Origin of the sequence: Aeromonas sp. MR19, from assembly GCF_963899305.1 — a bacterium.
GTDB lineage: Bacteria > Pseudomonadota > Gammaproteobacteria > Enterobacterales > Aeromonadaceae > Aeromonas > Aeromonas bestiarum.
In genome coordinates this window covers 44927-69623 of sequence record NZ_CAWQWZ010000032.1, presented here as the reverse complement: position 1 = coordinate 69623, position 24697 = coordinate 44927, and the positions used below count along the sequence as shown (strand labels likewise).

The following is a 24697-nucleotide window of genomic DNA, read 5'->3' as shown; positions in this document are numbered from 1 at the left end:
ACCGCGAGAAGCCCCATGCCGACCCCCTTGCCCTGGCACCAGATAGACACAGTCCTGCTCGATATGGATGGCACCCTGATCGATCTCCATTTTGACAACCACCTCTGGCAGCAGCTGGTGCCGGCGCGTTACGCCGAGCGCCTCGGCTTGCCACTGGTGGAGGCCAAGGCACGGATCGAGGTGCACTATCACGCCGTCAGCGGCACCCTCGACTGGTACTGCGTGGATTACTGGAGCCAGACCCTGGGGCTGGACATACGCGCCCTCAAGCAGGAACTGCTGGAGAAGATCCGGTGGCGGCCCAACGCCATCCCTTTTCTGGCCGAGCTGCGGGCGGCAGGCAAGCGGCTGGTACTCTTCACCAACGCCCACCCCACCAGCCTGTCGGTGAAGGATGCGCAGCTGGGGCTGTCTGATCATCTGGATCTGATGGTGAGCACCCACGAGCTGGGCTGGTCGAAGGAGAGCCAGCACTGCTGGCAGGCGCTGGCGGAACGGCTGGCGTTCGAGCCGGCCCGCACCCTGTTTGTGGATGACAGCGAGCGGATCCTGCGCGCCGCCGCCGACTACGGCATCGGCTATCAGCTCGCCATCCAGAACCCTGACAGCCGCCAGCCAGAGCAGCACATCACCGCCTTCCCGGCGATCCGTGACTATGCCGAACTGCTGCCGCTGACTATTTAATATTGATACGGGGACAGAATTCACCGCCTCCCCCAGCATACCGAGCGGCTGACAGGCGGGGACGCACAATGGAAAGGGCTGCCCGGGCAGCCCTTTCTCGTTGCTATGGCGCGGCAGGCTACTCTGCCCACGCCACCAGCTGGTACTGCTTCTTGCCCCGGCGCAGCAGCAGGTAGCGGCCAAACAGCCGATCCTCTGCACTCAGCTGCTCATCCTGCCTGATGGCGCCATTGAGACTGATGGCCCCCGCCGCCAGCAGTTCGCGGGCGATGCGCTTCGAGTTCGCCAGACCGCTCTCGACCAGCAGGCTGACCAGATCCGTCTCGCCACCGACGGTGCAGCTCGGCATGCCGTCTTGCGCCAGCTGGGCAAGATCGCTCTCGCCAAGGCGCGCCACCTCGCCGCTGAACAGCAGCTCGCTGATGCGCCGTACCGCCGCCAACGCCGCCTTGCCGTGCACCAGTTCGGTCAGCTCGTCCGCCAGCACCTGCTGGGCCTGCTTGCGCCCCTGCCGCTGGGCATCTTCCGCTTCCAGCTCGGCAATCTCGGCCAGCGACATAAAGCTGTAGTAGCGCAGGAAGCGGTAGACATCTTCATCCGCGGTGCCGAGCCAGAACTGGTAGAAGGCGTAGGGCGAGGTGAGCGCAGGATCCAGCCAGACCGCCCCCCCCTCTGTCTTGCCGAACTTGGTGCCGTCCGCCTTGGTGATGAGCGGCAACGTCATGCCGTACACCTGGGCCTGATTGAGGCGGCGGGTGAGATCCATGCCGCTGGTGATATTGCCCCACTGATCGTTGCCACCGATCTGCAGGGTGCAGCCGAGGCGTTGGTTGAGCACCGCAAAATCCTGGGATTGCAGCAGGGCGTAGGAGAACTCGGTAAAGGAGATGCCCTGATCCGGGCGGACCAGCCGCTGGCGCACAGATTCCCGCGCCAGCATGGCATTGACCGAGAAGTGCTTGCCGATGTCGCGCAGAAAATCGAGGGCCGACATCTGCCCCATCCAGTCGCCGTTGTTGACCAGCACAGGGGCCGACAGGCCGTCGTCGGCGGGCAGCAGCGCCTTGATCTGGGCCGACAGGCTGGCGACCCAGCCCTGCAAGGTTTCGCTGCTGTTGAGGCTGCGCTCGGTCGCCTTGAAGCTGGGATCGCCGATAAGACCTGTGGCCCCGCCCACCAGGGCCACCGGGGTGTGGCCCGCCAGCTGGAAGCGCCGCAGCATCAAGAGCGGCACCAGGTGACCTATGTGCAGGCTGCCGGCGGTGGGATCGAACCCGCAGTAGAGGGTACGCGGCGTGGCGAGATGATCGGCCAGTGCCGCCGGGTCGGAATTCTGGGCCACAAGGCCGCGCTCGGTCAGCTCATCGAGCAGGTGGGGGTTGATCATGGGTGCTCCAGCAGCAGGGGAAAAGTGGCCATACTCGCCGCTCTGGTGCGCTGCGGATATGTCCCTTAGGGGACAGTTTTGCCACTCTCGTGCTAGCATCCTGTCATAGTGGGGAGCGGCTCCCCACCCCCGGGAGCCCACCACCATGATTCAACGACCATGACCCAGCCATTCGCCACAGATGCCCTGACCCGCAGCATGACCGAGGTGGTCGATGCCCTGCACGGCAGCGCCTTTCCGGCGGCCCTGGTGCGGCTTATCCAGCAGCAGGTGGCGTTCGATTGCGCCCTGCTGCTCGGGGTCGGGCAGCGCCCCGTCTACCTCTACGACAACCTGAGCCACCAGCGGGCCCTGCTGTTTGACCGCTACCTCACCAGCCACTTCAGTCAGGATCCCTTTATGCTGGCGCTGGAACAGGGCTTGCCTGCCGGGGTCTGGACCCTGGCACAGGTCTCCCAAGGGCGGCTCGATCCCGAGTATCGCCACCACTTCTATCAGGCCACCGGCTGGCAGGAGGAGGTGGGGCTTATTCTGCCGGTGCGGGATGGACTGACGCTGATGCTGTTTCTCGGCCGCCTCGACAAGCGCAGCTCCCTGAGCCAGAACGAGCTGGCGAGGCTGGAGCAGCTGTTTCCACTGGTGCATTCGCTGTGTCGCCAGCAGTGGCAGCAGAGCCAGCCGCTGCTGGCGGAAAGCCCGGCGCTGCCTGACAGTGCCAGCCTGAAGACGGCGGTGGCGCAGGCCATCGCCAGCGTGGGCGGAGATAGGCTCACCCGCCGGGAGCGGCAGGTGGCGGGGTTGCTGCTGCAGGGGCTGGATACCGAGGCCATTGCCGCTGCGCTCGGGATTGGCAGCGGCACTGTGAAGAATCACCGCAAGCACCTCTATGCCAAGCTGCGGCTCGGCTCACGCGCCGAGCTGTTCAGCTTCTTTCTGAACCATCTCATCACGGCGCCGAGCGGCGAGACTGGAGCCCCATAACAACAGGACCCCGCCGAAGCGGGGTCCTGTTCATCCTTTTTCCAGACAGTCAGACGATATCGTCAGATGCGGCCCTGATAGCGCAGCGGGAAGCGCCCCTGACCGTCGGGCTGACCGAGGAAGGGCAGCCCCTGCTTCATCTGATCCGGCAGTTCCGGGCCCGGTTTGAGGGTGCCCTGGAACAGGTACTGGCGATTGGGCTGCAGCTCCAGCTTGCCCAGCACCTGCACCGCCTCCGAGCCCTGCTTGAGCTCGGCCACCAGCCGGGAGTCGATGCAGGTCAGCTTGAGCTCGGGATCTCCCAGCGGCAGCTTGCCGGCCGGGGTATCGGCATCGGCACCATACCAATGGAGGTTGCCGTAGAGGTTGTCACACCAGGGATTGCCCTGGGCAAACTGATCGACCTTGAGCTGCAGCTGGCCCGCCACCGTCAGCGGGAACGGCAACCGCATGGGCACCCGATCCAGCACCCAGGGCGCGGGCACGTTGAGGGTGATGTCGCGACCAAAGGCGGCGCCGTTCCAGCCGACCACGCCCTGGCCGTTGAGGCCGCTGCGATCACCGAAACGCAGGGAGACCTCGGGGGCGAAGCGCAGCAGCGACCAGCCGTTGAGCTCCCAGCGCAGCTGGGTCAGCGACTCGCTGGCGTATTGCAGCCGGGCGACCTGGCCGCTCCAGAGGGTGCCGCTCACCCCTTCCAGCTGCACCAGGTTGGGCGGCAGCGGCAGATGGCGCACCACCAGGGTGGCTGGCAGTTTCACCAGCAGAAAACCGAGATAGGCCACCAGGAACAGGGCGGCGATCAGTACTTTTTGCTTCATAGAAAACGACTCGATTGCAAATATCTGGCCTTGGCCAGGCCCGGCACCATACCGGGACGAGATGCCGGAAACCGGACTGCGCTAGGCACGCCTGGCGTCATTGGGGACGGCTCAACTGCAGGCGCCTGACCTTGACCAGACCCGGTGCCAGATTCTCGCGGGCCACCTCGATCACCTGCACCTGGACGCCGTGCTGATCGGCCAGGCTCGCCAGCCAGATCAGCAGATCATCGAACTGGACCGTATCGATCCACACCTGCAGCTCCTGACCCTGGGGTTGCAGACGGGCAATCTTGATCTTCTGGTTGAAGGCGGTGCGGTTCACCACCCCTTCCAGGGTACCGCTGGTGTCGATCTGACGGCCCTGACCGCCCTGCATCGCCAGCACCTCTTCCCCCTTCTCTTTCAGCCAGGCGAGCGTCTGTTGCTGGCTCAGCACCTGCCGCTCGCGCTCGGCGATGCGGTTGGCGATGGGTTGCCAGACGATCCAGTAGCAGAACCCGATCAGCAGGCAGCTGCCCCCCACGGCCACCAGCCGCTGCTCGCGGGCGCTGATGCTGCGCCACCAGCCTTGTAGTTTGTCCATCATGATGATTTACCCTTCAGCACCAGTGCCCCTTCAACCTTGCCCTCTGTGCTGCGCACCTCGCCCTGCTGCACCTCGAAGCGCTTGCCCGCCAGTTCGCGAAAGCGCTCTATCTCGGCGAAACCGGGCGCCGTCACCTGCAATCTCAGCTCGCCCCGAGCGGCGTCGAAACGCAACACCTGCGGCTTGAGGCCCGGCACCTCGGCAAAGGTCGGTGCCAATTCGGTCAGCAGCAAGAGCACGCCATCCTGCGGGGTCTGCCCCAGCAACTTGAGGTGCTGTGCCATCTGGCTGCGCACGTTGACGATGCGGTTCTCCCCCGGGAAGATGCGGGTGTAGACCTGCCGGATCTCGGCCTTGAGGGCCTTGTCCTGCTCCGCCAGCTGATAAAGATGCATACCGCGCTGGGTCAGCGCCACCAGCAGCAAGAGCCCGGCCACCACGGCCACCTTGCGCCACTGCAGCCAGTAGCGGGAGTATTCGGTCTGCGGCCGGTAGGGGCCCTGCAACAGGTTGGCCTGGCAGTTCAGCGCCCCTTTGGCCAGCAACAGCATGGGCAGTTCGGGATCCGCCGCCAGCCAGTTGGCCGCCGGGATCGCCGGCAAGGGGGTATGGCTGTGGATGGTGACGGGGTCGGCCTCGGCCACCAGCAACATGGCCAGCAGCGACTCGTCGGCCACTATGCCCTGACAGGGGCCCTGACGCAGCAGCCACTCCTTGCCAAGTTGCAGGGCAGACCAGCCGTCGGCAACGGGCGGCAGGGCCAGCACGTCCGGCAACAGCTGCTGGCTCTTGAGGCCCGCCTGCTGCAGCCAGCCCAGCCAGATCTGCATCTTCTCCTTGTCGACCGCCATCAGGTCCACCTCGTGGCCCTCGTGGCCCAGCACCACCAGATGCAGCTCATCCACGTCGGATGCGATCTGCTCCTCCAGCAGGTAGGGCAAGGCGGCCGCGGCCTGGCGACTGTATTTTCCCGGCAGGCTCACCCGCCGGAAGATAAGATCGCTGCCCGGTACCAGGGTCACCACGGGGCGGCCGCCGGCACGCTCCCGCAACTCGCCGAGGGCATGGGCCGAGGCCAGGGTGCCGGAGGCAATGATCTCCTCCTCCTTGGCCGACCACACCAGCCACTCGACCGGTTGCTGCGCATTGGTCCCCAGACGGATGACCAGACTCTCGCTCACAAATATCTCTCCTGCCATTCCCGTCCGCATCCCTCTGGATGGGCGGGAGCGCAGCCCTCGGCTGCTGTCCAATACGGGGTCAGGGCGGGTACAGCCAGCGGCCGCCACCCACACCTGTCTGTCATTCGGCGCCGCCGTTGAGGCGGCGCAGCATCACCAGCTTGTTGTCCTTGCCACGCACGAAGACGCTTTCCAGCCTGGCCCGGGTATCACCCACCTCGGCGATCAGCCTGGCCTCGAAGTAGCTGCTCTTGACGTCCAGCACGGCATCCAGCCCGGGGATGGTGCTCAGCGGTACCGGCATCTGATCCGTCATCGCCTTCTTCTCCTTCCACCCCTTCTGGGGGCGGCTGGTCAGCACCCGCTTGGCGTCATCGAGCCCCACCTTGTCCAGATAGAGGGCCACCAGCAGCGCCGCCTGTTCCGGCTTGATGGTGTTGATGTTCACCAGCAGCTTGTCGCTCGGCAGGGCGCAGACATAAGGCGCCAGCCGGGCATACAGCCTGGCGCTCACACCGCGCACCGCCCTCAGCTCGTCCGTGCTGAGCATCCACTGGTTCGCGGTCAGATAAGGGGGCGTCAGCCCCTCGTAATAGGCATCCTCGGCGCCGTAGCTGGAGACCAGTGCCGTGTCCTTGTCGGTCCAGTCGCGGATGGCATCGGTCAGCTGCACCGCCTCATAATCCTCGACCTCGAGCTGCTTGAGCAGGGCGCGAAACACCTTGACCGGATAAGGCTGCTTCTCGAGGTCGTCGCCGCTGATCCCGTCTTTCAGGGGCACGCTAAGGCTGTTGAGATTGAAGCAGGATTGCAGATCCCGCACCCGGCCGGTCAGCTTGCCGTCATCCACCGGGAAGACAGCATCCTGCCTGGCCCAGTTCTGCCCCAGGTTCACCACATTGGGGTCATCCTTGAAATCCTGAACCAGCACCTTGCTCACCAGGGCTTCCGCCGACATGGCATACCACCAGGCCTGCTTGCCGGCGGTGAGGTTGCCGGTACGGCGCAACTCCAGCTGCAGGCGGCCACTCATGTTGCTGGCGATGATCACCATCACCGACAAGATGAGCAGCACCACCAGCAGGGCCATGCCCCCCTGGCGACCCGGAGAGGACATGGGTTTGGCCCTTGTTTGCTTAATTCCCATTGTCTGCTCGCTGGCCACCGGCCCCGATCAGGCACTGATAACGACGAATGGTGCCGTCATCTTCAATGACGGTCAGAGGAAAACGACGATCAATTACCATTATCAGCCCTCTGGCCACCGGCCCCGATAAGGAACTGGCGGCGAAGGGTACCGTAATCTTCCAGATCCAGCTCCACCGCCAGGCCGTAAGGCAGCACGTTGCGCTGGGTCCACTCCTCCTTCCAGGCCCCCTTGTCGTAAAAATAGAGCCGCAGCGCCGTCACCCGATCCAGCATGGGCTGGATGCGCGGCTCAGTACCTATCACGGGATCCGGGTAGAGATAGCTCAGCCGCTCCAGCTTGTGATCCTTGAGCCGCCAGCCGACCCGCTGCAAACCGGAACGTGGCAGCATGCCATCCGGATTGAGCCAGCCGCCGCGGATGAAGGCCATGCCCCAGTCATCGCTCTGCTGGCCGAAGCGGGATGCCGCCAGCAGCACCTTGTTGTTCTCGCCGTCGATACGGCCGCTGCGGGGCACCATCTGGGTGATGTCCCGCTCCATCAAGGTGAAGGCCAGCTGCAACTCGGAGAGGCGGGCCTCCTTCTTCTTGGCCACCTCGTCGCTGGTGAGCACCCCTTGCAGCACCTGATAGGCGCCCATGCTGAGGCTGGCGAAGATGGCGATGGCTACCAGCATCTCCAGCAGGGTGAAGCCGCCCTGACGGGACTTCATTTGGGTGTCGTTGGCTGTTGTCATCGGCTGATATAGGTCCGGATGAAGGCCACTGGGCTCTCGGCCTTGGGCGCGGTACGCACTTCCATATCCAGCGCCTTGAAGTTGTTGTCGGCGGTGGCGACGCCGCGATAGCGCCAGTACCAGGTCTGGCCCGCCATCTGCTCGTCCCCCTCCACCCAACTGTCACCAGGCCACTTGGCCTCCAGCTTCTGCTGCACCAGCTGATTCTCCACCACCCAGGTCGCCAGCGTCTTCTCTTCCAGATAATTGAGCGCAGAGAGGTGCTCGCTGGCGGTTTTCATCACGGCGAGACCCGCGATGGCAAACACCGCCAGTGCGACCATGACTTCCAGCAATGTCATGCCACGGGCGTTCATTCCTCTTCCTCCTCGTCCTGCAGCAGTCGCAAGCGGCCGAATTCATCCGCCTTGACCGTACGCAGGTAGCGCACATCCTCATCCTGCTGGGTCAGCGTCAGCACGAAGGGGCTGAGCTCGCCACCGGGGAAGATCAGCACCTGGGGCGTGCGCTCCTTCTCGTCCCGACCCCGCTCGGTTTTCTCGTCGGACTCGGTTCGCCAGCTGAACCCTTCGAGTTCGATGGCCAGCAGCATGGTGTCGGGCAGTTGTACCTGTCCCAGGATCTTGTCGCCGGTCAGCGCCTGCCACTTGCGATCCTTGGCCTGACGCTGCATGAACTGCCAGCCGTGATCCTCGATGCGAAGCCCCACCAGCCGGCCATCCATCACCGAATACTCCTGCGCCTGTTGCAGGGTCGCCATGAAGCGGCGCGCCTGCTTGTCGAGCTCGCGATCGCCTCTGGCGCCCCCCATGCTGAGGGTAACGGCGGTGGCCACCAGCCCCATCAGCATGGCGACCAGCAATACCTCCAGCAGGGTGAAACCCGACTGGCGATGACGCCTCATTGGTCCCACCCCACCAAGGTGACGACAGCAGGCTCCAGCCTCATCAGCATGGCGCCACTCAACATCACCTCCAGCAGGGGGAAATCGGCTTGGCGATGGCGAGACGACAAGCCCCTCACGGCAGCCTCATCCACAGCAGCTTGATGGCAGCGCAATCAATCACTTATTGGAAATCCTTCAGATTCCAGTTGCCGATATCGTCATCGGTACCGGCTTCGCCATCCAGCCCCATGGAGAAGATGTCGATCTTGCCAAACTGGCCCGGGCTCAGCATCTGGTACGGGTTGCCCCAGGGATCCTGCGGCAGGCGCTTGATGTAGCCGCCGTCACGGTAGCTGCGCGGCTCGGGGGCGGCGGTCGGCTTGTTGACCAGTGCGTCCAGGCCTTGCTCCGTGGTCGGGTAACGGTTGTTGTCCAGCTTGTACATGTCGAGGGCATTTTCCAGCGCCACTATATCGGAGACGGCTTTCTGCTGGTCAGCCTTCTCCTTGTTGCCCATCAGGTTGGGCACCACCAGGCTGGCCAGGATCCCGAGGATCACTATGACCACCATGACTTCCAGCAGGGTAAAACCGGATTGACGACGCTTTTGCATGACTTACTCCCTAACGAAATGAGATGGCATGAACCATCAACGATTAACTGTTAAACCGCGATCGTTCGATTACGCCTGCCGGCTAATCGAACCTGCGAGTTCGATTGGATTTGTAGGTTCGAATAGCGAAGCGTATTCGGACACCCGAACCTTACAAATTCACCATGTTGTTGAGCTCGAGGATCGGCTGCAGGATCGACATCACGATAAACAGCACGACCCCGGCCATGGAGACCACCAGCAGGGGCTCGAACACGCCGAGGGCGATATTCACCTGGGTTTCAAATTCCCTGTCCTGGTTGTCAGCCGCCCGCTCCAGCATGCTGTCGAGCTCGCCGCTCTGCTCGCCGGAGGCGATCATGTGCAGCATCATGGGCGGGAAAATTTTGGTTTCATCCAGTGCCTTGCGCAGGCTGGTCCCCTCCCGCACCCGTTCGGTGGCCTCACCGATGCGAGTACGGGCGAAGTCATTGGAGAGCACCTCGCCGGCGATCTTCATCCCCTCCAGCAGGGGCACTGCGCTGGCGTTGAGTATGCTCAGGGTGCGGGCGAAGCGGGCCGTGTTGAGACCACGGCTGACCCGGCCTATGACCGGCAGGCGCAGCACCACCTGATGCCAGTGACGGCGACGCTTCTCGTCGGTCAGCCACCAGCGCCAGACAAAACCACCGATAAACAGCAGCAGCAGGAACCAGAGGCCGTAGTGCTGCATCAGCTCGCTGGTGCCGATGAGGAAACGGGTCGTCGCAGGCAGTTGCTGGCCCATGTGTTCAAACTGGGCCACCACCTTGGGCACGACTGCGGTGAGCAGGATAGAGATGACCCCGACCGCCACCAGAGTGAGGACTATGGGGTAGATCATCGCCTGCAGCAGCTTGGTGCGCATGTGCTGGCGCTGCTCCGTGTAGTCGGCGAGCCGGTTCAGCACCTTCTCCAGATGGCCCGATTTTTCACCGGCCGCCACCATGGAGCGAAACAGCTGATCGAACACGTGAGGGAAGGCCCCCAGCGAATCGGCCAGGGAGTAACCCTCTACCACCTTGCTGCGTACCGTCGCCACCAGGCTGCGCAGGTGGGCCTTCTCGCACTGCTCGGCCACCGCCCGCAGCGCCTCTTCGATGGTCAGCCCTGCGCCCACCAGGGTCGCCAGCTGACGGGTGATGAGGGCCAGCTCCGAGGTGGAGGCGCCACGGCGAAACAGCACGAAGCGATTCGCTTCCCGCTTTGCCTTCTCTGTGGTCTCGTTCACCTCGAGCGGGGTCAGCCCCTGCTCACGCAGTTGCTGGCGTACCTGACGGGCCGAGTCACCCTCGGTCACCCCCTGCTTCTGGCGCCCCTTGCTGTCGAGGGCTTTGTATTCAAATGCAGACAATACTCTTGCTCCTCTGCCCTAGCACTGTGACGTCTCGTTATCCCGATTCAAATCGCTTGCCTGACCAAACATCAATCTTCCCGGGTCACGCGCAGCACTTCTTCGAGGCTGGTCTGGCCCTTGAGCACCTTGTCGATGCCGTCGCGGCGTATGCTGGGGGTATGGTCCCGGATCAGCCGCTCGATGGCGAGTTCGCCGCTGGCGCTGTGGATCGCCTCGCGCACCGCCTCGTCGATCACCACCAGCTCGTGAATGCCGGTCCGGCCGCGATAGCCGGTGTGGTTGCACTGCTCGCAGCCCACCGGCCGCCACACCTGCTGATCCGGCGCCAGTTCCATGCCCATGGCCAGACGCTCCTGCTCGGTGATGGGGCGCGGGGCGCGGCAATCCGGGCAGAGGGTCCGCACCAGCCGCTGGGCCAGCACAGCCAACAGGGACGAGGAGAGCAGGAAAGGCTCTATCCCCATGTCCCGCATCCGGGTGATGGCACCTATGGCGGTGTTGGTGTGCAGGGTCGACATCACCAGGTGACCGGTCAGAGAGGCCTGCACCGCTATCTGGGCGGTCTCGAGGTCGCGAATTTCCCCCACCATCACCACATCCGGATCCTGACGCAGAATGGCGCGCAGGCCGCGGGCGAAGGTCATGTCCACCTTGGTGTTGACCTGAGTCTGACCCACACCCTCCAGGTCATATTCGATAGGATCTTCCACCGTGAGAATGTTGCGATCCCGCGAGTTGATCTCGGAGAGCGCCGCATACAGGGTGGTGGACTTGCCCGAACCGGTCGGGCCCGTCACCAGAATGATGCCGTGGGGCTTGCGAATGAGTTCGCTGATGATATTGCGGTTGGCCAGCGTCATGCCGAGCTGTTTGAGCTCGAGGCGCACGTTGTTCTTGTCGAGCAGACGCAATACCACCCGCTCGCCGTAGCTGGACGGCATGGTCGACACCCGCACGTCCACCGCCCGGCCACCGATACGCAGCGAGATGCGGCCATCCTGGGGCACCCGCTTCTCGGCTATGTCCATCCGCGACATGACCTTGATGCGCGACACCAGCAGGGAAGCCAGCTTGCGATGAGGCCGCAGTATCTCCCGCAACACGCCATCGATGCGGAAGCGAATGACCAGCACCCGCTCGAAGGTCTCGATATGGATGTCAGACGCCTCCTCTTTTATCGCCTCGCTCAACATGGCGTTGATGAGGCGAATGATGGGGGCGTCGTCATCGGCGTCCAGCAGATCCTCGCTTTGCGGCAGCTCCTCGGCCAGGGCGAAGAAGTCCATCTCGTTGCCGAGATCTTCCATCAGCTGGCGCGCCTCGGAAGAGTCGCGCTGGTAGTGCGCCATCAGCAGCTCTTCAAACTCGTCACTGCCGAGCTGCTCCACCTCGAAGGCGCAGCCCGCCACTCGCCGCACCTCCAGCAGGGTTTGCGGCGCCACCCCCGGACGGCACAGCAGCAGGGGGGTCCCCTGCCGCTCGGTCAGGACGACACCGAAGTTGCGGGCAAAGGCGAACGGCAGCTCGGGCAGGGCCGCAGGCAGACTCGTGTCATCGAGCTGGTACGCTGCCATTACTTGTTACCCACGAATGGCTGAGCTCCGTCGGCCGTCGCCTGCTGGCGCGCCTTCATCAGCTCGATCTGCTTCTGCGCCTCGGGCGACTGGGTCACATCCTGGCCATATTCCGGCAGCACCTGGCGTTTGGGCGAGGTGAGGTAGTTCTCCTGAGCCGCAGCCTCGATCTGTTCGGCCCGGAACATGGTGTACTTGTTGCTGGAAATGCCGGAGTAGACGTTGGCATCCCGCAATATGGTCGGCCGGATAAAGACCATCAGGTTGCGTTTGGAGGTGGTGTTGTTGGTGGCGCGGAACAGATAGCCGAGCACGGGTATGTCGCCCAGCAAAGGTACCTTGGAAACCTTCTCCTGAGTCTGCTCATCCATCAGGCCACCCAGCACCACAGTCTCGCCGCTTTTCACCAGCACGGCGTTCTTGATGGTACGGGTATCGAAGGTGGGGCCCAGATCGGCAGTACCGGTCGCCTGTTTCTGCGCCACGCTGGAGACCTCCTGCTCGATATTGAGCAGCACGGAATCCCCTTCGTTGATCTGCGGCGTCACCACCAGCTTGGTGCCCACCGTCTTGCGCTCTATGGTGTTGAACACCTGATCGCTGGTGGTCGAGCTCTGGGAGCCGCTCTGCACCGGCACTTCCTGACCGACGTTGAAGGAGGCTTCCTTGTTGTCCATGGTGACGATACTCGGGGTGGAGAGAATATCGCTCTTGGTGTTAGTGGAGAGCGCCGTTACCAGCGCGGCCCAGTTGCCCTTGTAGAAACCGGCCGCCATGCCGTTGAAGTCTTTCGCCAAGGCAGCCAGACCCGTGGTAGTGCCGTTATCCTGGTAATCCTTGGCGGCGATGGCCACCGAGCCGATGGGCAGACCGGTATCGGAAAACTGGGTGCCGCCGCCGTTGGTATTGGCCCACTGCACGCCGAGGTTGAGGCCGTCGCCGTCGGCGATCTCAACTATGATCGCCTCAACCAGTACCTGGGCGCGGCGGATATCCAGCTTGGCGACCACCTGCTCCAGCTCGGCCATCACATCCGGCTGGGCCGTGATGACCAGGGCATTGGTGGTCTCGTCGGCAGAGATGGCCAGCTTGCCACCCCCTATGCTGGCGCCGCCACCCGCTGTCGTGGCGGTGCCGCCGCCCTTCTTGTCCGCTTCTATGCTGGAGCTGACGCCCTTGAGCACCTCCACCATGTCCTTGGCCTTGCCATATTTCAGGTAGAAGACCCGGGTGTTGCCCTGGCTCTGCAGATCCCGGTCGAGCTGGCGCACCATCTGTATGATGCGGGCCCGCGCCTTGGGTTCGCCACTGACCACCACAGAGTTGGTACGCTCGTCGGCCACTACCTTGGGGGCCAGCAGCAGGGAGGTGTTGCCGCCCTGACTGTTGCCATCCTTGTTGAGGTTGGTCACCAGCCGCACCATCTCGCCGGCGGAGGCATATTTCAGCTTGATGATGTCCACTTCCTGATCGCCCGCCTTGTCGACCCGGCGTACCACTTCCACCAGACGGTTGACCACGGCGGCACGGCCCGTGATGAGCAGCACGTTGGAGGGATCGTAATGGACCACGTTGCCGCCACCGGCGTTGTCATTGAGCTGACGCAGCAGGGGCGCCAGTTCGCGCACCGAGACGTTGCGCACAGGCACTACCCGGGTCACCATCTCGTCGCCTATGCCCGGGTTGGTCTCATCCACCACCGGGATGGCCGAGGTCTTGGCGTCCTTGGAGCGCACCACCTTGAGCACACCGTTATCCATGGGCACCACGGCGAAGCCATAGACGTCGAGCACGCTCAGGAAGAACTGGTAGTACTGCTCCTCGTTGAGCAGGTCGTAACTGCGGACGTTGATCTTGCCGCGCACCGAAGGCTCTATGATGATGGTCTTGCTCAGGTTCTTGCCGACCGTGTTGATGAACTCTTCGATGTCGGCATTCTTGAAGCTGGCAGAATACTCGGTGGCCCAGGCGGAGCCCGCCATCATCAGCGCCGCCGCAACCGTGGCCAGACGCCAGCCCTTCCCTTTATTTATCATTCTTGGTGCTACTCCAAATCATTATTCTGACAAGCCGACATAAACGTCGTAGAGCTGTCCTTGCCGCTCGACGGTGACGGTCATTTCCGTGGCGCCAGCCACCTGCTGCATTGCCTGCATGGCCTGAGCGTTATCCCGCAAATCCAGGCCATTGATGCTGACCGCCATGTCGTTGGCGACCAGACCGAGTTGATTGAACAGCTCTGGATTGCTGCCCGGATTGAGGCGATAGCCAACCATGCGGCCATCTACCCGCACCGGGGAAATATTGAGGTAATCGGTGATCTTGCCGGGGTTGCCCAGCAGTTCGCTGCGCACCGAGGAGAGCTTGTCATCCTGATTGCCCGGTTTGGGCAACGGCTTGCCGTACTCTTCCCCGTCCAGCATCAGGGTCTCGTCCCGCCCGTCCCGCTCTATGATGACGCGATCGGCGAATACCTGACGGATCTTGGCCTGGGTGCCATCGATGAAATCACCGATGCCATAGGAGTTCTGCACGCCGTTGTGGGCGATGATGGCGATGGATTTGGCCGGATCTGAACTCGCCAGCACACCGTTGAGCTGGGCGTTGAGCTGAGTCTTGGGGGCATCGGCTGCGACAGCATCGGCCGCCTGGGCCTGTTGCTTCGCCTTGCCGAACAGCGACAGCCGGCTGATGCCGCTGAGATCGAGCCGGGCCGAACCTTGGCCCTGACTGGCGACCATGGCCGGCTGCCAGGGTTGGCTGGCCTGCTGGCTGCCGAGATCCAGCAGACGCCAGGTGAGACCGGCGCACTGGTGGGCCAGCAACAGCAGCAGAAGCCAGAACAGGGGCTGGCTGAAACGGGAGAGCGGCACGGTTTTGCAACGGGCCAGAAGGGAGCTCAACAAGTCATCCCTGAACGGTAGCGTCATGTTTATCAATATATTCTGGCATCCAAATCGGTTGGCTATTGTGTACGGCAATGGACCCAGAGACAACCGACCGGATGGGATGAAGCTGCGAAAATTGACATTCCGTCACACCATAAGCCCCCCCGTTTCTATCCCGAGGCCTGCCTCTGGTATAATCAGGCTCCCCTTTCAGCCATCCCGGAGTCGATTCATGCCGAATCCCGCAGAAACCACAACCCAGGTCCGCCTCGACAAATGGTTGTGGGCGGCGCGTTTTTACAAGACCCGCAGCCTGGCCCGCGAGCAGATTGAAGGGGGCAAGGTGCACTACAACGGCCAGCGCAGCAAGCCGGGCAAGGCCGTCGAAGCCGGTGCCCTCATCCGTGTCTGGCAAGGCCAGGACGAACGGGAGGTGCGGGTGCTGCAAGTGAGCGAACAGCGCAAGTCCGCCCCGCTGGCCCAGCTGCTCTATGAAGAGACGGAGGCCAGCCTGAAAAAACGGGCCGAGAACAGCGAGGCGCGCCGCTTCAACAGCCAGTTTGCCCCGAGCCCCGAGCGTCGTCCCGACAAGCAGGAGCGGCGCCAGCTGATCAAGGTCAAGCAATACTGACTCGCCAACGTGGCTCTTTTATGACGACAGGAAATGGGATTAGTTCCTAACCACCTGTTTAATAATGTTTTTATCTATTTACCTCACCTAAGAACCCAGGAATGCATGATGAGTAACCAAGATCTCCTGTATCGCTATCTGTTTGAAGAGTACGAAGTCCGGGGTGAGCTGGTCCAGCTGGACCATACCTATCGCCACGTGGTGGAAGCCCAGAACTACCCGGTGCAGGTGCAAAAACTCCTGGGTGAGCTGCTGGTCGCCACCAGCCTGCTGACCGCCACCCTCAAGTTTGAAGGCTCCATCACAGTGCAGTTGCAGGGCGATGGCCCGGTGCGCCTCGCCGTCATCAACGGTGACAACAACCAGCAACTGCGCGGCGTGGCCCGTTTTGAGGGCGAGCTGCCGAGCGATGGCAAGCTGCAGAGCCTGATCGGCGAAGGTCAGCTGATCATCACCATCACCCCGGAACAGGGCGAGCGCTACCAGGGCATCATAGCGCTGGACGCCGACACCCTGGCAGGCTGCCTGGAGCACTACTTCGCCCAGTCTGAACAGCTGGCCACCAAGCTGTGGATCCGTACCGGCTACCACCAGGGTGAGCCCCGCGCCGCCGGTATCCTGCTGCAGGCGCTGCCCGCCCAGAGCGAGGATCACAGCGCAGATTTCGATCACCTGACCCAGCTCACCGCCACCATCAAGGATGAAGAGCTGTTCGGCCTGGAAGCGGAAGAGATCCTCTACCGCCTCTATCACCAGGACAAGGTGCGGGTGTTCGATCCGCAGGCGGTCGAGTTCCGCTGCACCTGCTCCCGCGCACGCTGCGAAGGGGCCCTGCTGCAGATAGAAAAGGAAGAAGTCATGGAGATGGTGCAGGAGCTCGGCAAGATCGACATGCATTGTGATTATTGCGGCGCCCAGTACCAATTCGACGGGATCGACGTCGAAACCCTGTTCAGCAGGGCTCCCGATAATGATGCAAACAAGTTACACTAATTGAAGGCGGGCAAAACCCGCCTTTAACTTAAATAACAAAAAAATACCCTATTTTATAAAGTTTGATGGCGATCGCTAAACTCTACCACCTAAGTGATAGGATGAACGCCAGATAGAACCCTACAAACCTCTGAACCCAGGAGAATACAATGACAATCGTGGCAGAACCCACCCTGGCCCAACAATTAGGACTGGACCAGTACGGTATCAAAAACAGCCAAGAAATCGTTCGCAACCCCTCTTACGATCAGCTTTTCGCGGAAGAGACACGTTCTGACCTGGAAGGGTTCGAGCGCGGCGTGGTGACCGAGCTGGGCGCCGTCAACGTAAACACCGGCATCTTCACCGGCCGCTCCCCGAAAGATAAATATATCGTCAAAGACGCTACTACCCAGAATACTGTGTGGTGGTCTGACCAGGGTAAAAACGATAACAAAGCTATTACCCCGGAAGTGTGGTCACATCTGAAATCCCTGGTGACCAAACAGCTCTCCGGCAAGCGCCTGTTTGTGGTCGATGGCTTCTGCGGTGCCAACCCGGATACCCGCCTGGCGGTGCGCGTCATCACAGAGGTGGCCTGGCAGGCTCACTTCGTCAAGAACATGTTCATTCGCCCGAGCGATGAAGAGCTGAAAGCCTTCAAACCTGACTTCGTGGTGATGAACGGTGCCAAGTGCACCAACCCGAACTGGAAGGAGCAGGGTCTCAACTCCGAGAACTTCGTCGCCTTCAACCTGACCGAGAAGATCCAGCTCATCGGCGGCACCTGGTACGGTGGCGAGATGAAGAAGGGCATGTTCTCCATGATGAACTACTTCCTGCCCCTGCGCGGCATTGCCTCCATGCACTGCTCCGCCAACGTGGGTCAGGACGGCGACGTGGCCATCTTCTTCGGCCTCTCCGGCACCGGCAAGACCACCCTCTCCACCGATCCCAAGCGTCAGCTGATCGGCGATGACGAGCACGGCTGGGACGACGACGGCGTGTTCAACTTCGAAGGGGGTTGCTACGCCAAGACCATCAAGCTCTCCAAGGAAGCCGAGCCGGACATCTTCAACGCTATCCGTCGCGATGCGCTGCTGGAGAACGTGACCGTTGCCGCCGATGGCACCATCGACTTCGATGATGGCTCCAAGACCGAGAATACCCGTGTCTCCTACCCCATCTATCACATCGAAAACATCGTCAAGCCGGTCTCCAAGGCGGGTCATGCCAACAAGGTGATCTTCCTGACCGCCGATGCCTTCGGCGTGCTGCCCCCTGTCTCCAAGCTGACCAAGGAGCAGACCAAGTACCACTTCCTGTCCGGCTTCACCGCCAAACTGGCCGGTACCGAGCGTGGCATCACAGAACCGACCCCGACCTTCTCCTCCTGCTTCGGTGCTGCCTTCCTCAGCCTGCACCCGACCAAGTACGGTCAGGAGCTGGTGAAACGGATGGAAGCGGCCGGCGCAGAAGCCTACCTGGTCAACACCGGCTGGAACGGCACCGGCAAGCGCATCTCCATCAAGGATACCCGCGCCATCATAGACGCCATCCTGGACGGTTCCATCGAGAAGGCCGAGACCAAGGTGCTGCCGACCTTCAATCTGGAAGTGCCGACCGCGCTGCACGACGTGAACCCGGCGATCCTCGACCCGCGCGACACTTACGCCAACAAGGCCGAGTGGGATGCCAAGGCCCAGGATCTGGCCCAGCGCTTTATCAAGAACTTCGAGCGCTTCACCGACAACGAAGAGGGCAAGCGCCTGGTTGCTGCGGGTCCGCAGCTGTAACACCAGCCTTCCTTCTCTTGCCGACATCCATACCGGTCAGCCCTGCTGACCGGTATTTTTTTAACCAGAGGACGGCGTTTGATCCCCGCCAAACCTTGCCTTGTGGGCGGTTGCGCGTTAGATTCAGCCCAACTTTATACAATATACAATTTTGTAACGAATCCCCTGTGACCCGACCATGACCCCACCCTACAAGACCCGAACCCAGATGGTGATGGAAAATCTCCGTGGCCGGATCCTGCGTGGCGAATTCCCCGCCGGCGCCCCCCTGCGTCAGGATGCCATCGCCAAGGAGCTGGCGGTGAGCCGCATTCCGGTGCGCGAAGCCCTGATGCAGCTGGAGGCCCAGGGGCTGGTGAAGTTCGAGGCCCACCGCGGCGCCGTGGTCACCATGCTGGACGCCTCGGCCATCGAGGAGCTCTTTTATTTGCGAGCCCTGCTGGAAGCCGATACCCTGTTTCACGCCGTGGATATGATGACGGAGGAGACCTTCGTCAAGGCACAGGCCATCCTCGCCCAGTTTGATCAGGCGCTCGAGTCAGGCACCCAGATCGAACACTGGGCCGAATTGAACCACAGTTTTCACGCCACCCTCTATCAGGCTGCCGGCCGCCCCCAGGCGCTGGAGCTGATCGCCCAGATCAATCTGAGCTGTGACCGCTATGTGCGCTTCGAGCTGCTGTTTGCCAGCGACGGAGTGGACAAGGCCGAGCGTGAACACGCCCAATTGCTGGAACTGTGCCGCGCCCGTCGCAAACACGAGGCCGTGGTGCTGCTCAAGCAACATATCGAGGCGGCTGGCCAGTCAGTCAAGCGGATCCTGGACAGCGGCCACCACCAATGAACACTCACATCACAACAATCTGGCATTAACGACATGAATCATTTCGAGATTATTGAAACCCGCGTCGCCCAGGTCAGGGCCACACTGGCCACACAAGAGCTGGACGCCTTCATAGTCCCCCACGATGACGAGCACCTGGGCGAGTACATCCCCGCCTACGCCGAGCGTCTGGACTGGATCACGGGTTTCAACGGCTCCGCCGGGCTCGCCATCATAATGGCGCAGCGGGCGGCCCTGTTCATCGACGGTCGTTACACGGTGCAAGCCCGCATGCAGGCACCGGCCGAGCTGTTTGAGTTTCTCCATCTGAACGAAGATCCCCACGTCCAGTGGCTGGCGGATCAGCTGCCGTCCGGCTCCCGGGTCGGCTTCGATGCCCGCCTGCACAGCCTGGCCTGGTATCAAAACGCCAGGGCCGTGCTGACCGAGCGCGGTATCGAGCTGGTACGCGTGGAGCAGAACCCCATAGACCTGCACTGGAGCGATCGCCCCGCCCCCACCAAAACCCCGGTCATCCTCTACAGCGAGGAACTGGCGGGCCAGTCAAGCCAGGCCAAGCGTGAACTGCTGGCCAGCGATCTGCGCAAACGCGGGCTGGATGCGGTACTGCTGACCCAGGCCGAGCCCATCAACTGGCTGCTCAACCTGCGTGGTCGCGACGTGGATCGGCTGCCGGTGGTATTGGGCTTTGCCGTGCTCTACGCCAACACCAGCATGGATTTCTTCGTCGACACCGACAAGATCGACTGCTTCGCCTTCAGCCAGCACGTGGGGCAGGATGTCTCCGTCTACCCCATCGACAAGCTGGGTGACGTGCTGCAACGCATAGGGGAAGACCAGCAAAAAGTGCTGGCTGACCCCAACACGGCCAACGCCTGGACCCAGCTCATCATGGAAGAGGCAGGCGCCATCCTGGTGGCGGGTCAGGATCCGACCATGCTGCCGAAGGCGTGCAAGAACGCCGTTGAGCTGGCCGGCATGCAGCGCGCCCATCTGCGCGATGGCGTCGCCGTCACCCGCTTCCTCGCCTGGCTGGATCGGCTGATCGCCGCCGGCGAGTTTGAAGGGGTGGACGAAGGCACACTGGCGGACCAGCTGGAAGCCTTCCGCCACGAGCAGGAGCACTACGTCGAGCCGAGCTTCGATACCATCTCGGCACTGGGCCCCAACGCCGCCATGTGCCACTACCGTCACACCAACGGCACACCGCGCGCCTTCGGTCAGGACAGCATCTATCTGGTGGACTCCGGCGCCCAGTATCTGGACGGCACCACCGACATCACCCGCACCGTCAAGGTGGGTGAGGTCACCGATGAACACAAGGCCATGTTTACCCGGGTGCTGCAGGGTCATATCGCGCTGGACCAGGCCCGCTTCCCGCGCGGCACCGCCGGCATCCAGCTCGACGTGCTGGCCCGCATGCCGCTGTGGCAGGCCGGTTACAACTATGACCACGGCACAGGCCACGGGGTCGGCCACTTCCTGAGCGTGCACGAAGGCCCGCAGCGCATCGCCCCCAAGGGCAGCCTGGTGGCCCTGCAGCCGGGCATGGTGCTCTCCAACGAGCCGGGTTACTACCGGGAAGATGCGTTCGGCATCCGCTGCGAGAACCTGGTGGTGGTGACCGAGCAGGAGCAGATCGGCGAGCTGTCGATGCTGGGCTTCGAGCGGCTGACTTACGTGCCGTTCGATACCCGCCTCATCGAGCGCAGCCTGCTGAGCCCGGCCGAGTTCCGCTGGATCAACGAATACCATGTCGAGGTATTCCGCCGTCTGAGCCCGCTGCTGGAGGGTGAGGATCTCGCCTGGCTGGAACAGGCAACCAGCCTCATCTAAGCGCAGACAAGCAGAGTTGTCTGATGAAACAGGGCCCGCGGGCCCTGTTTTTTTGCCCGCCGGCTTGACCTGTATCAAGACCCCGCCGGGGCAGGTCAGGACAATGACCCCCATGAAAACCCATCACCCCGATCCCGTGCGCCAGCCCCGTGCCCGCAAGGCACCCGAGCACCCCAGGCTCAAGCGGGAGCAGCAGACGGTCAGCGCCATGATCCGCCTCTACTGCGACCACCATCATCAGGATCCCGCCTGCCGCCACTGCCAGCAGTTGCAAGCCTTCGCCCACCAGCGCCTGCGGCGCTGCCGCTATGGCCACGGCCACAAACCCACCTGTGCCAACTGCAACATCCACTGCTACGCCCCGGCCATGCGCAAACAGATACAGCTGATCATGAAGTGGAGCGGCCCGCGCATGCTGTGGCATCACCCCTGGCTCGCCCTGCGCCACCTGCTGGACAGCCGCCGCAAGGCCCCCAGATTGCCCAGCAACCGGCCCCTGCCGCCCTGAACCGGGCAAGCTGCGACGCCCGCCCCCATCACCAGACCCGCTTGCATCAGCCCGGATGGCCCACTAACCTGTCACTCCTTTTTGACTGCCGCACGGCAGCACGCACGCAATGACAGGAGCCCGGATGCATCAGCCCCCCGTTTTGAGAGTGGCCCGCCACGCCGACATGCACGCCATCTGGCAGATAGACGTCGACGTCTTCGGGGAAGATGTCTACCCCGGTTTCTTCTTCCGTCAGGCCATGGATCTCTGGCCCGAGCTGCTGCTGGTGGCCGAGCTGGACGGCAAACTGCTGGGCTATGCCCTGGGCGGGCTGGGACAGGATCGGTCGCAGGGCTGGCTGCTCTCCCTGGCTGTGTTGCCCGAGGCGCGCGGCTTCGGCCTGGCCGAACGCATGATGCTGCAGGTGGAGCAGGGACTGCTGAAACTGGAGATCGATCGGATCAAACTGACGGTGGATCCCGCCAATCCGGCCCAGCGCCTCTACTGTCGACTCGGTTATCAGCAACTGGCCGAGGAGCGCGACTATTTCGGCCCGGGCGAGGATCGCCTGCTGCTGGAAAAACGGCTCGGCTGAGCCACTGCTGACGGGATTTGCAGCGCCCGGGTCTTATAATTGGTTACACTTTGCTGGTTTCATGCCCAATCCGGTTGGCGTAAAGTTGAACTCACTGACCGAATTAACCAGATCAGATGCCAGCCCAGGAGGCCCATCATGTTGAAACGTATCACCCTTATCGCCTTGTTGGCCGCCACCACAGCCACCACCCTCAGCGGCTGTGCCAACAGCGACGTCTACTCCGGTGATGTCTACACCAAGGATCGTGCCAAGCAGGTCCAGACCGTCAGCTACGGCACCATACTCTCCACCCGCCCGGTCAAGATCCAGGCCGATGAGAACTCCCTGGTCGGCACCATAGGCGGCGCCGTGGTCGGCGGCCTGCTCGGCAGCACCATAGGGGGCGGTCGCGGCAGCGACATCGCCGCCGCCGGTGGCGCCATCGCCGGGGCCGCCGCCGGCAAGGCCGCCGGTGACAAGTTCAATCAGGTCGATGGCGTCGAGCTCGAGATCAAGAAAGAGAACGGCGAATCCATCGTAGTGGTGCAAAAAGCCAGCCCCACCTTCGTGCCGGGCGCCCGGGTACGCATGACCCAGGGCAACGGCAGCATCAACGTGGCCGTGGTCAACTAAGCACAGGCCAGCAGCCGCCCACGAAAAAGCCCTCGCACTGCGAGGGCTTTTTTTATCGCCGGTGTCAGTCAGGCATTACTGACGGATCAGGCGGAAGATGGCGTAGCCGGGGTGCTTGGCATCGTCCATCGGCAGGGTGGACTTGTACTCCAGATCCGCGCCGGCCAGCTGCCTGGCCTCTTCGCGGGGAGAGGAGTAGAGCCGCACGTCCACGTTGGCCGGCAGTGCCTTCATGTGCCAGTTGTTGTTGGCCGCCGGGCTGAAACCACCCGGATTGTCAGCAGACTGGGCCTTCAGGTACTGGGCTATGATCTCCCGCGTCTCGGAGGGATCTTCATGCACTATGTTGCTACCGTCTATGCCCGGGAAGTGGCCGCCACCGCTGGCGCGGTAGTTGTTGGTCACCACGTAGAACTTCTGGGCCGGATCCATGGGCTGACCGTTGAAGGTGAGCCCGCTGATGCGCTGGCCATCGCTGACCTTGGCCCCTTCCTTGCTGTAACGTGCCGGCTGGGTGATATCCACCTCGTAGTTCACCCCGTCGATCACGTCGAAGTTGTAGGTGGGGAACTTCTCGTTCACCAGCCACTGCACCTCTGTCTTGCCGGTATCTATCTGGTTGAACTGACCGGCGCTCATCTCCAGCCACTCCTTGACGGTGGCCCCATTCACCTCGACCACCTGCAGGGTGTTCGGGTAGATGTAGAGGTCGGAGACGTTGCGCAGGGAGATGTCGCCCTGGGCCACATAGGTGAAGTCGTTGATGCCGTTGCGACCGCCGCGGAAGGGCGCCGCCACCGACAGGATCGGGTAGGGTTCCTTGAGCAGACCGTCCTGTTGCAGCTGTTCGGCGTAGCGGCGCTGGGCATCGCTCACCAGTTGCACCGAAGGGTCGTCCTGCACCAGCGCGAAGAAGCTGTGGATGGAGGAGGTGATCTTGCCGAGCGGCTCGTCCAGCCACTGGTTGGTGGCGTCGTGATCGGCCTGCACCAGGTCCACCACCCGCTGATCCACGGCGCTGCCCTCGCTGGAGTCGATCTTGCGCAGGCTGGCCTGGCTCTGTTTCACCTGCCACTTGCCGTCTACCTGCTGCAGGGTGAGGTCTATGATACCGAGGTGGTTGCCCCAGTAGCCGGGCATCACGGTCGGCACGCCGCTCAGGGTACCGGCCTGGTTGTCCACCTCCGGCAGATCCGGGAAATCGCCCGGGAAGTTCTTGTGGGCGTGGCCCAGCATCAGGGCATCCACCCCTTTCACCTTGGCCAGATGCCAGGCGGAGTTCTCCATCATGGCCTCGTAGCTGCTGGCGTTGATGCCGGTATGGGCCACCACCACGACTATATCGGCGCCCTTGGCGCGCAGCTCGGGCACATAGTGGTTGGCGGTCTCGACCATGTCGGCCACCACCACCTTGCCCTCCAGATGACGCTTGTCCCACTGCAGCACCTGCGGCGGGGTCAGTCCCAGTATGCCCACCTTGACGGTCTGCAACTGGCCCTTGTCATCCTTCACCTTGCGCTCAAGCAGCAGGTAAGGCTTGAACTTGTTGCCGCTCCAGTCTACTTGCCCCTTCGCATCGCGCTTGAAGGCACCCGCCTCGAACACGTTGGCGTTCACATAGGGGAACTTGGCGCCCTGCAGTGTCTTGGTGAGGTAATCCAGCCCGTAGTTGAACTCGTGGTTGCCCAGGTTGCCGGCGTCATAGCCGATCTCGTTCATCGCCTTGAACACAGGATGGGCCTGCTTGTCGAGGTAGCCGGCACCGGATTGCTCGAAGATGTAATCCGCCAGCGGCGTGCCCTGGATCAGGTCACCGTTGTCGAGCAGCAGGTTGTTGGGGTTTTCGGCGCGGGCCGCGCGGATCAGCAGCGCGGTGCGGGAGAAGCCAAACTTGCGATCCTCCTTGTTCTGGTAGTAGTCATACCCCAGCACGTTGGAGTGGATATCGGAGGTCTGGATCAGACGCAGGGCAACCGCTCCCGGTTGCGCCTTGCTGTCGTTTTCGTTGCTACAGGCAGACAACAGCACGATGGCTGCAATAGCACCCAGCTTCAT

At 62.6% G+C, this 24697-nt stretch carries 24 protein-coding genes; 10 read left to right on the top strand and 14 right to left on the bottom strand.

The window, feature by feature from the left end:
* The first annotated feature begins 15 nt into the window (after positions 1-15).
* Positions 16-684: a GMP/IMP nucleotidase gene (yrfG, locus tag AACQ95_RS14755; RefSeq protein WP_241278893.1), complete on the top strand. Its 669-nt coding sequence runs from the start codon at positions 16-18 to the stop codon at positions 682-684.
* Positions 685-802: 118 nt separating this feature from the next.
* On the opposite strand, the gene tyrS is transcribed toward yrfG, so the two are convergent.
* Positions 803-2071: a tyrosine--tRNA ligase gene (tyrS, locus tag AACQ95_RS14750; protein ID WP_241278892.1), complete on the bottom strand. Its 1269-nt coding sequence runs from the start codon at positions 2069-2071 to the stop codon at positions 803-805.
* 159 nt (positions 2072-2230) lie between these two features.
* Here tyrS and AACQ95_RS14745 point away from each other — a divergent pair, with 159 nt between their 5' ends.
* Positions 2231-3052, top strand: coding sequence for a helix-turn-helix domain-containing protein (locus AACQ95_RS14745; protein ID WP_241278891.1), 822 nt, complete (start codon positions 2231-2233; stop codon positions 3050-3052).
* 62 nt (positions 3053-3114) lie between these two features.
* On the opposite strand, the gene exeN is transcribed toward AACQ95_RS14745, so the two are convergent.
* The 12 genes from exeN to exeC form a co-directional block, all read right to left on the bottom strand.
* Positions 3115-3873 carry a GspN family type II secretion system protein ExeN gene (gene exeN / locus AACQ95_RS14740; RefSeq protein WP_043140799.1) on the bottom strand — a complete coding sequence of 253 codons (759 nt, stop codon included), beginning with the start codon at positions 3871-3873 and terminating at the stop codon, positions 3115-3117.
* Between the two features lie 97 nt (positions 3874-3970).
* Positions 3971-4462, bottom strand: coding sequence for a GspM family type II secretion system protein ExeM (gene exeM / locus AACQ95_RS14735; protein ID WP_043557439.1), 492 nt, complete (start codon positions 4460-4462; stop codon positions 3971-3973).
* Positions 4459-5643: a GspL family type II secretion system protein ExeL gene (gene exeL / locus AACQ95_RS14730; protein ID WP_241278890.1), complete on the bottom strand. Its 1185-nt coding sequence runs from the start codon at positions 5641-5643 to the stop codon at positions 4459-4461. Before exeL ends, exeM begins: the two co-directional genes overlap by 4 nt.
* Before the next feature lie 121 nt (positions 5644-5764).
* Positions 5765-6790 (bottom strand): GspK family T2SS minor pseudopilin variant ExeK, encoded by a 1026-nt coding sequence (exeK, locus tag AACQ95_RS14725; RefSeq protein ID WP_241278889.1) that lies wholly within the window; start codon positions 6788-6790, stop codon positions 5765-5767.
* A gap of 89 nt (positions 6791-6879) precedes the next feature.
* On the bottom strand, positions 6880-7503 hold the full coding sequence (gene exeJ / locus AACQ95_RS14715; protein ID WP_241278888.1) for a GspJ family T2SS minor pseudopilin variant ExeJ: 624 nt from the start codon (positions 7501-7503) through the stop codon (positions 6880-6882).
* Positions 7504-7523: 20 nt separating this feature from the next.
* Entirely contained in the window at positions 7524-7883 is a 360-nt protein-coding gene (gene exeI, locus AACQ95_RS14710; RefSeq protein WP_043140785.1) for a GspI family T2SS minor pseudopilin variant ExeI, read from the bottom strand.
* Positions 7880-8431 (bottom strand): GspH family T2SS minor pseudopilin variant ExeH, encoded by a 552-nt coding sequence (exeH, locus tag AACQ95_RS14705; RefSeq protein WP_241278887.1) that lies wholly within the window; start codon positions 8429-8431, stop codon positions 7880-7882. The genes exeI and exeH overlap by 4 nt, the downstream gene beginning before the upstream one ends.
* Positions 8432-8594: 163 nt before the next feature.
* On the bottom strand, positions 8595-9026 hold the full coding sequence (gene exeG, locus AACQ95_RS14700; RefSeq protein WP_042868940.1) for a GspG family T2SS major pseudopilin variant ExeG: 432 nt from the start codon (positions 9024-9026) through the stop codon (positions 8595-8597).
* 151 nt (positions 9027-9177) lie between these two features.
* Positions 9178-10398: a GspF family T2SS innner membrane protein variant ExeF gene (gene exeF, locus AACQ95_RS14695; protein WP_043140779.1), complete on the bottom strand. Its 1221-nt coding sequence runs from the start codon at positions 10396-10398 to the stop codon at positions 9178-9180.
* Positions 10399-10469: 71 nt separating this feature from the next.
* Positions 10470-11975 carry a GspE family T2SS ATPase variant ExeE gene (gene exeE / locus AACQ95_RS14690; RefSeq protein ID WP_043557433.1) on the bottom strand — a complete coding sequence of 502 codons (1506 nt, stop codon included), beginning with the start codon at positions 11973-11975 and terminating at the stop codon, positions 10470-10472.
* Positions 11975-14011, bottom strand: a complete 2037-nt coding sequence (gene exeD / locus AACQ95_RS14685; RefSeq protein ID WP_241278886.1) for a GspD family T2SS secretin variant ExeD — start codon at positions 14009-14011, stop codon at positions 11975-11977. The genes exeE and exeD overlap by 1 nt, the downstream gene beginning before the upstream one ends.
* 21 nt (positions 14012-14032) lie before the next feature.
* Positions 14033-14881 (bottom strand): GspC family type II secretion system variant ExeC, encoded by an 849-nt coding sequence (exeC, locus tag AACQ95_RS14680; RefSeq protein WP_277604369.1) that lies wholly within the window; start codon positions 14879-14881, stop codon positions 14033-14035.
* 214 nt (positions 14882-15095) lie between these two features.
* Here exeC and hslR point away from each other — a divergent pair, with 214 nt between their 5' ends.
* From hslR to AACQ95_RS14640, 8 genes are all read left to right on the top strand, one after another.
* The gene (gene hslR / locus AACQ95_RS14675; RefSeq protein ID WP_043140769.1) at positions 15096-15494 is read left to right on the top strand and encodes a ribosome-associated heat shock protein Hsp15; all 399 of its coding nucleotides are present in this window, start codon (positions 15096-15098) and stop codon (positions 15492-15494) included.
* A gap of 108 nt (positions 15495-15602) precedes the next feature.
* Positions 15603-16487 (top strand): Hsp33 family molecular chaperone HslO, encoded by an 885-nt coding sequence (gene hslO / locus AACQ95_RS14670; RefSeq protein WP_043140765.1) that lies wholly within the window; start codon positions 15603-15605, stop codon positions 16485-16487.
* A 149-nt stretch (positions 16488-16636) separates the two neighbouring features.
* Positions 16637-18262, top strand: coding sequence for a phosphoenolpyruvate carboxykinase (ATP) (gene pckA, locus AACQ95_RS14665; protein ID WP_241278885.1), 1626 nt, complete (start codon positions 16637-16639; stop codon positions 18260-18262).
* A 178-nt stretch (positions 18263-18440) separates the two neighbouring features.
* Complete coding sequence (locus AACQ95_RS14660) at positions 18441-19106, top strand: GntR family transcriptional regulator (protein WP_043140759.1); 666 nt, start codon at positions 18441-18443, stop codon at positions 19104-19106.
* 33 nt (positions 19107-19139) lie between these two features.
* Complete coding sequence (locus tag AACQ95_RS14655; RefSeq protein ID WP_241278884.1) at positions 19140-20942, top strand: aminopeptidase P family protein; 1803 nt, start codon at positions 19140-19142, stop codon at positions 20940-20942.
* A 112-nt stretch (positions 20943-21054) separates the two neighbouring features.
* Entirely contained in the window at positions 21055-21450 is a 396-nt protein-coding gene (locus AACQ95_RS14650) for a nitrous oxide-stimulated promoter family protein (protein WP_172955208.1), read from the top strand.
* 124 nt (positions 21451-21574) lie between these two features.
* On the top strand, positions 21575-22027 hold the full coding sequence (locus AACQ95_RS14645; RefSeq protein ID WP_241278883.1) for a GNAT family N-acetyltransferase: 453 nt from the start codon (positions 21575-21577) through the stop codon (positions 22025-22027).
* Positions 22028-22165: 138 nt separating this feature from the next.
* Positions 22166-22642 (top strand): outer membrane lipoprotein, encoded by a 477-nt coding sequence (locus tag AACQ95_RS14640; RefSeq protein WP_043140749.1) that lies wholly within the window; start codon positions 22166-22168, stop codon positions 22640-22642.
* A 75-nt stretch (positions 22643-22717) separates the two neighbouring features.
* Here the strand turns inward: AACQ95_RS14640 and AACQ95_RS14635 are convergent, their stop codons facing one another.
* Positions 22718-24697: a bifunctional 2',3'-cyclic-nucleotide 2'-phosphodiesterase/3'-nucleotidase gene (locus AACQ95_RS14635; RefSeq protein WP_241279015.1), complete on the bottom strand. Its 1980-nt coding sequence runs from the start codon at positions 24695-24697 to the stop codon at positions 22718-22720.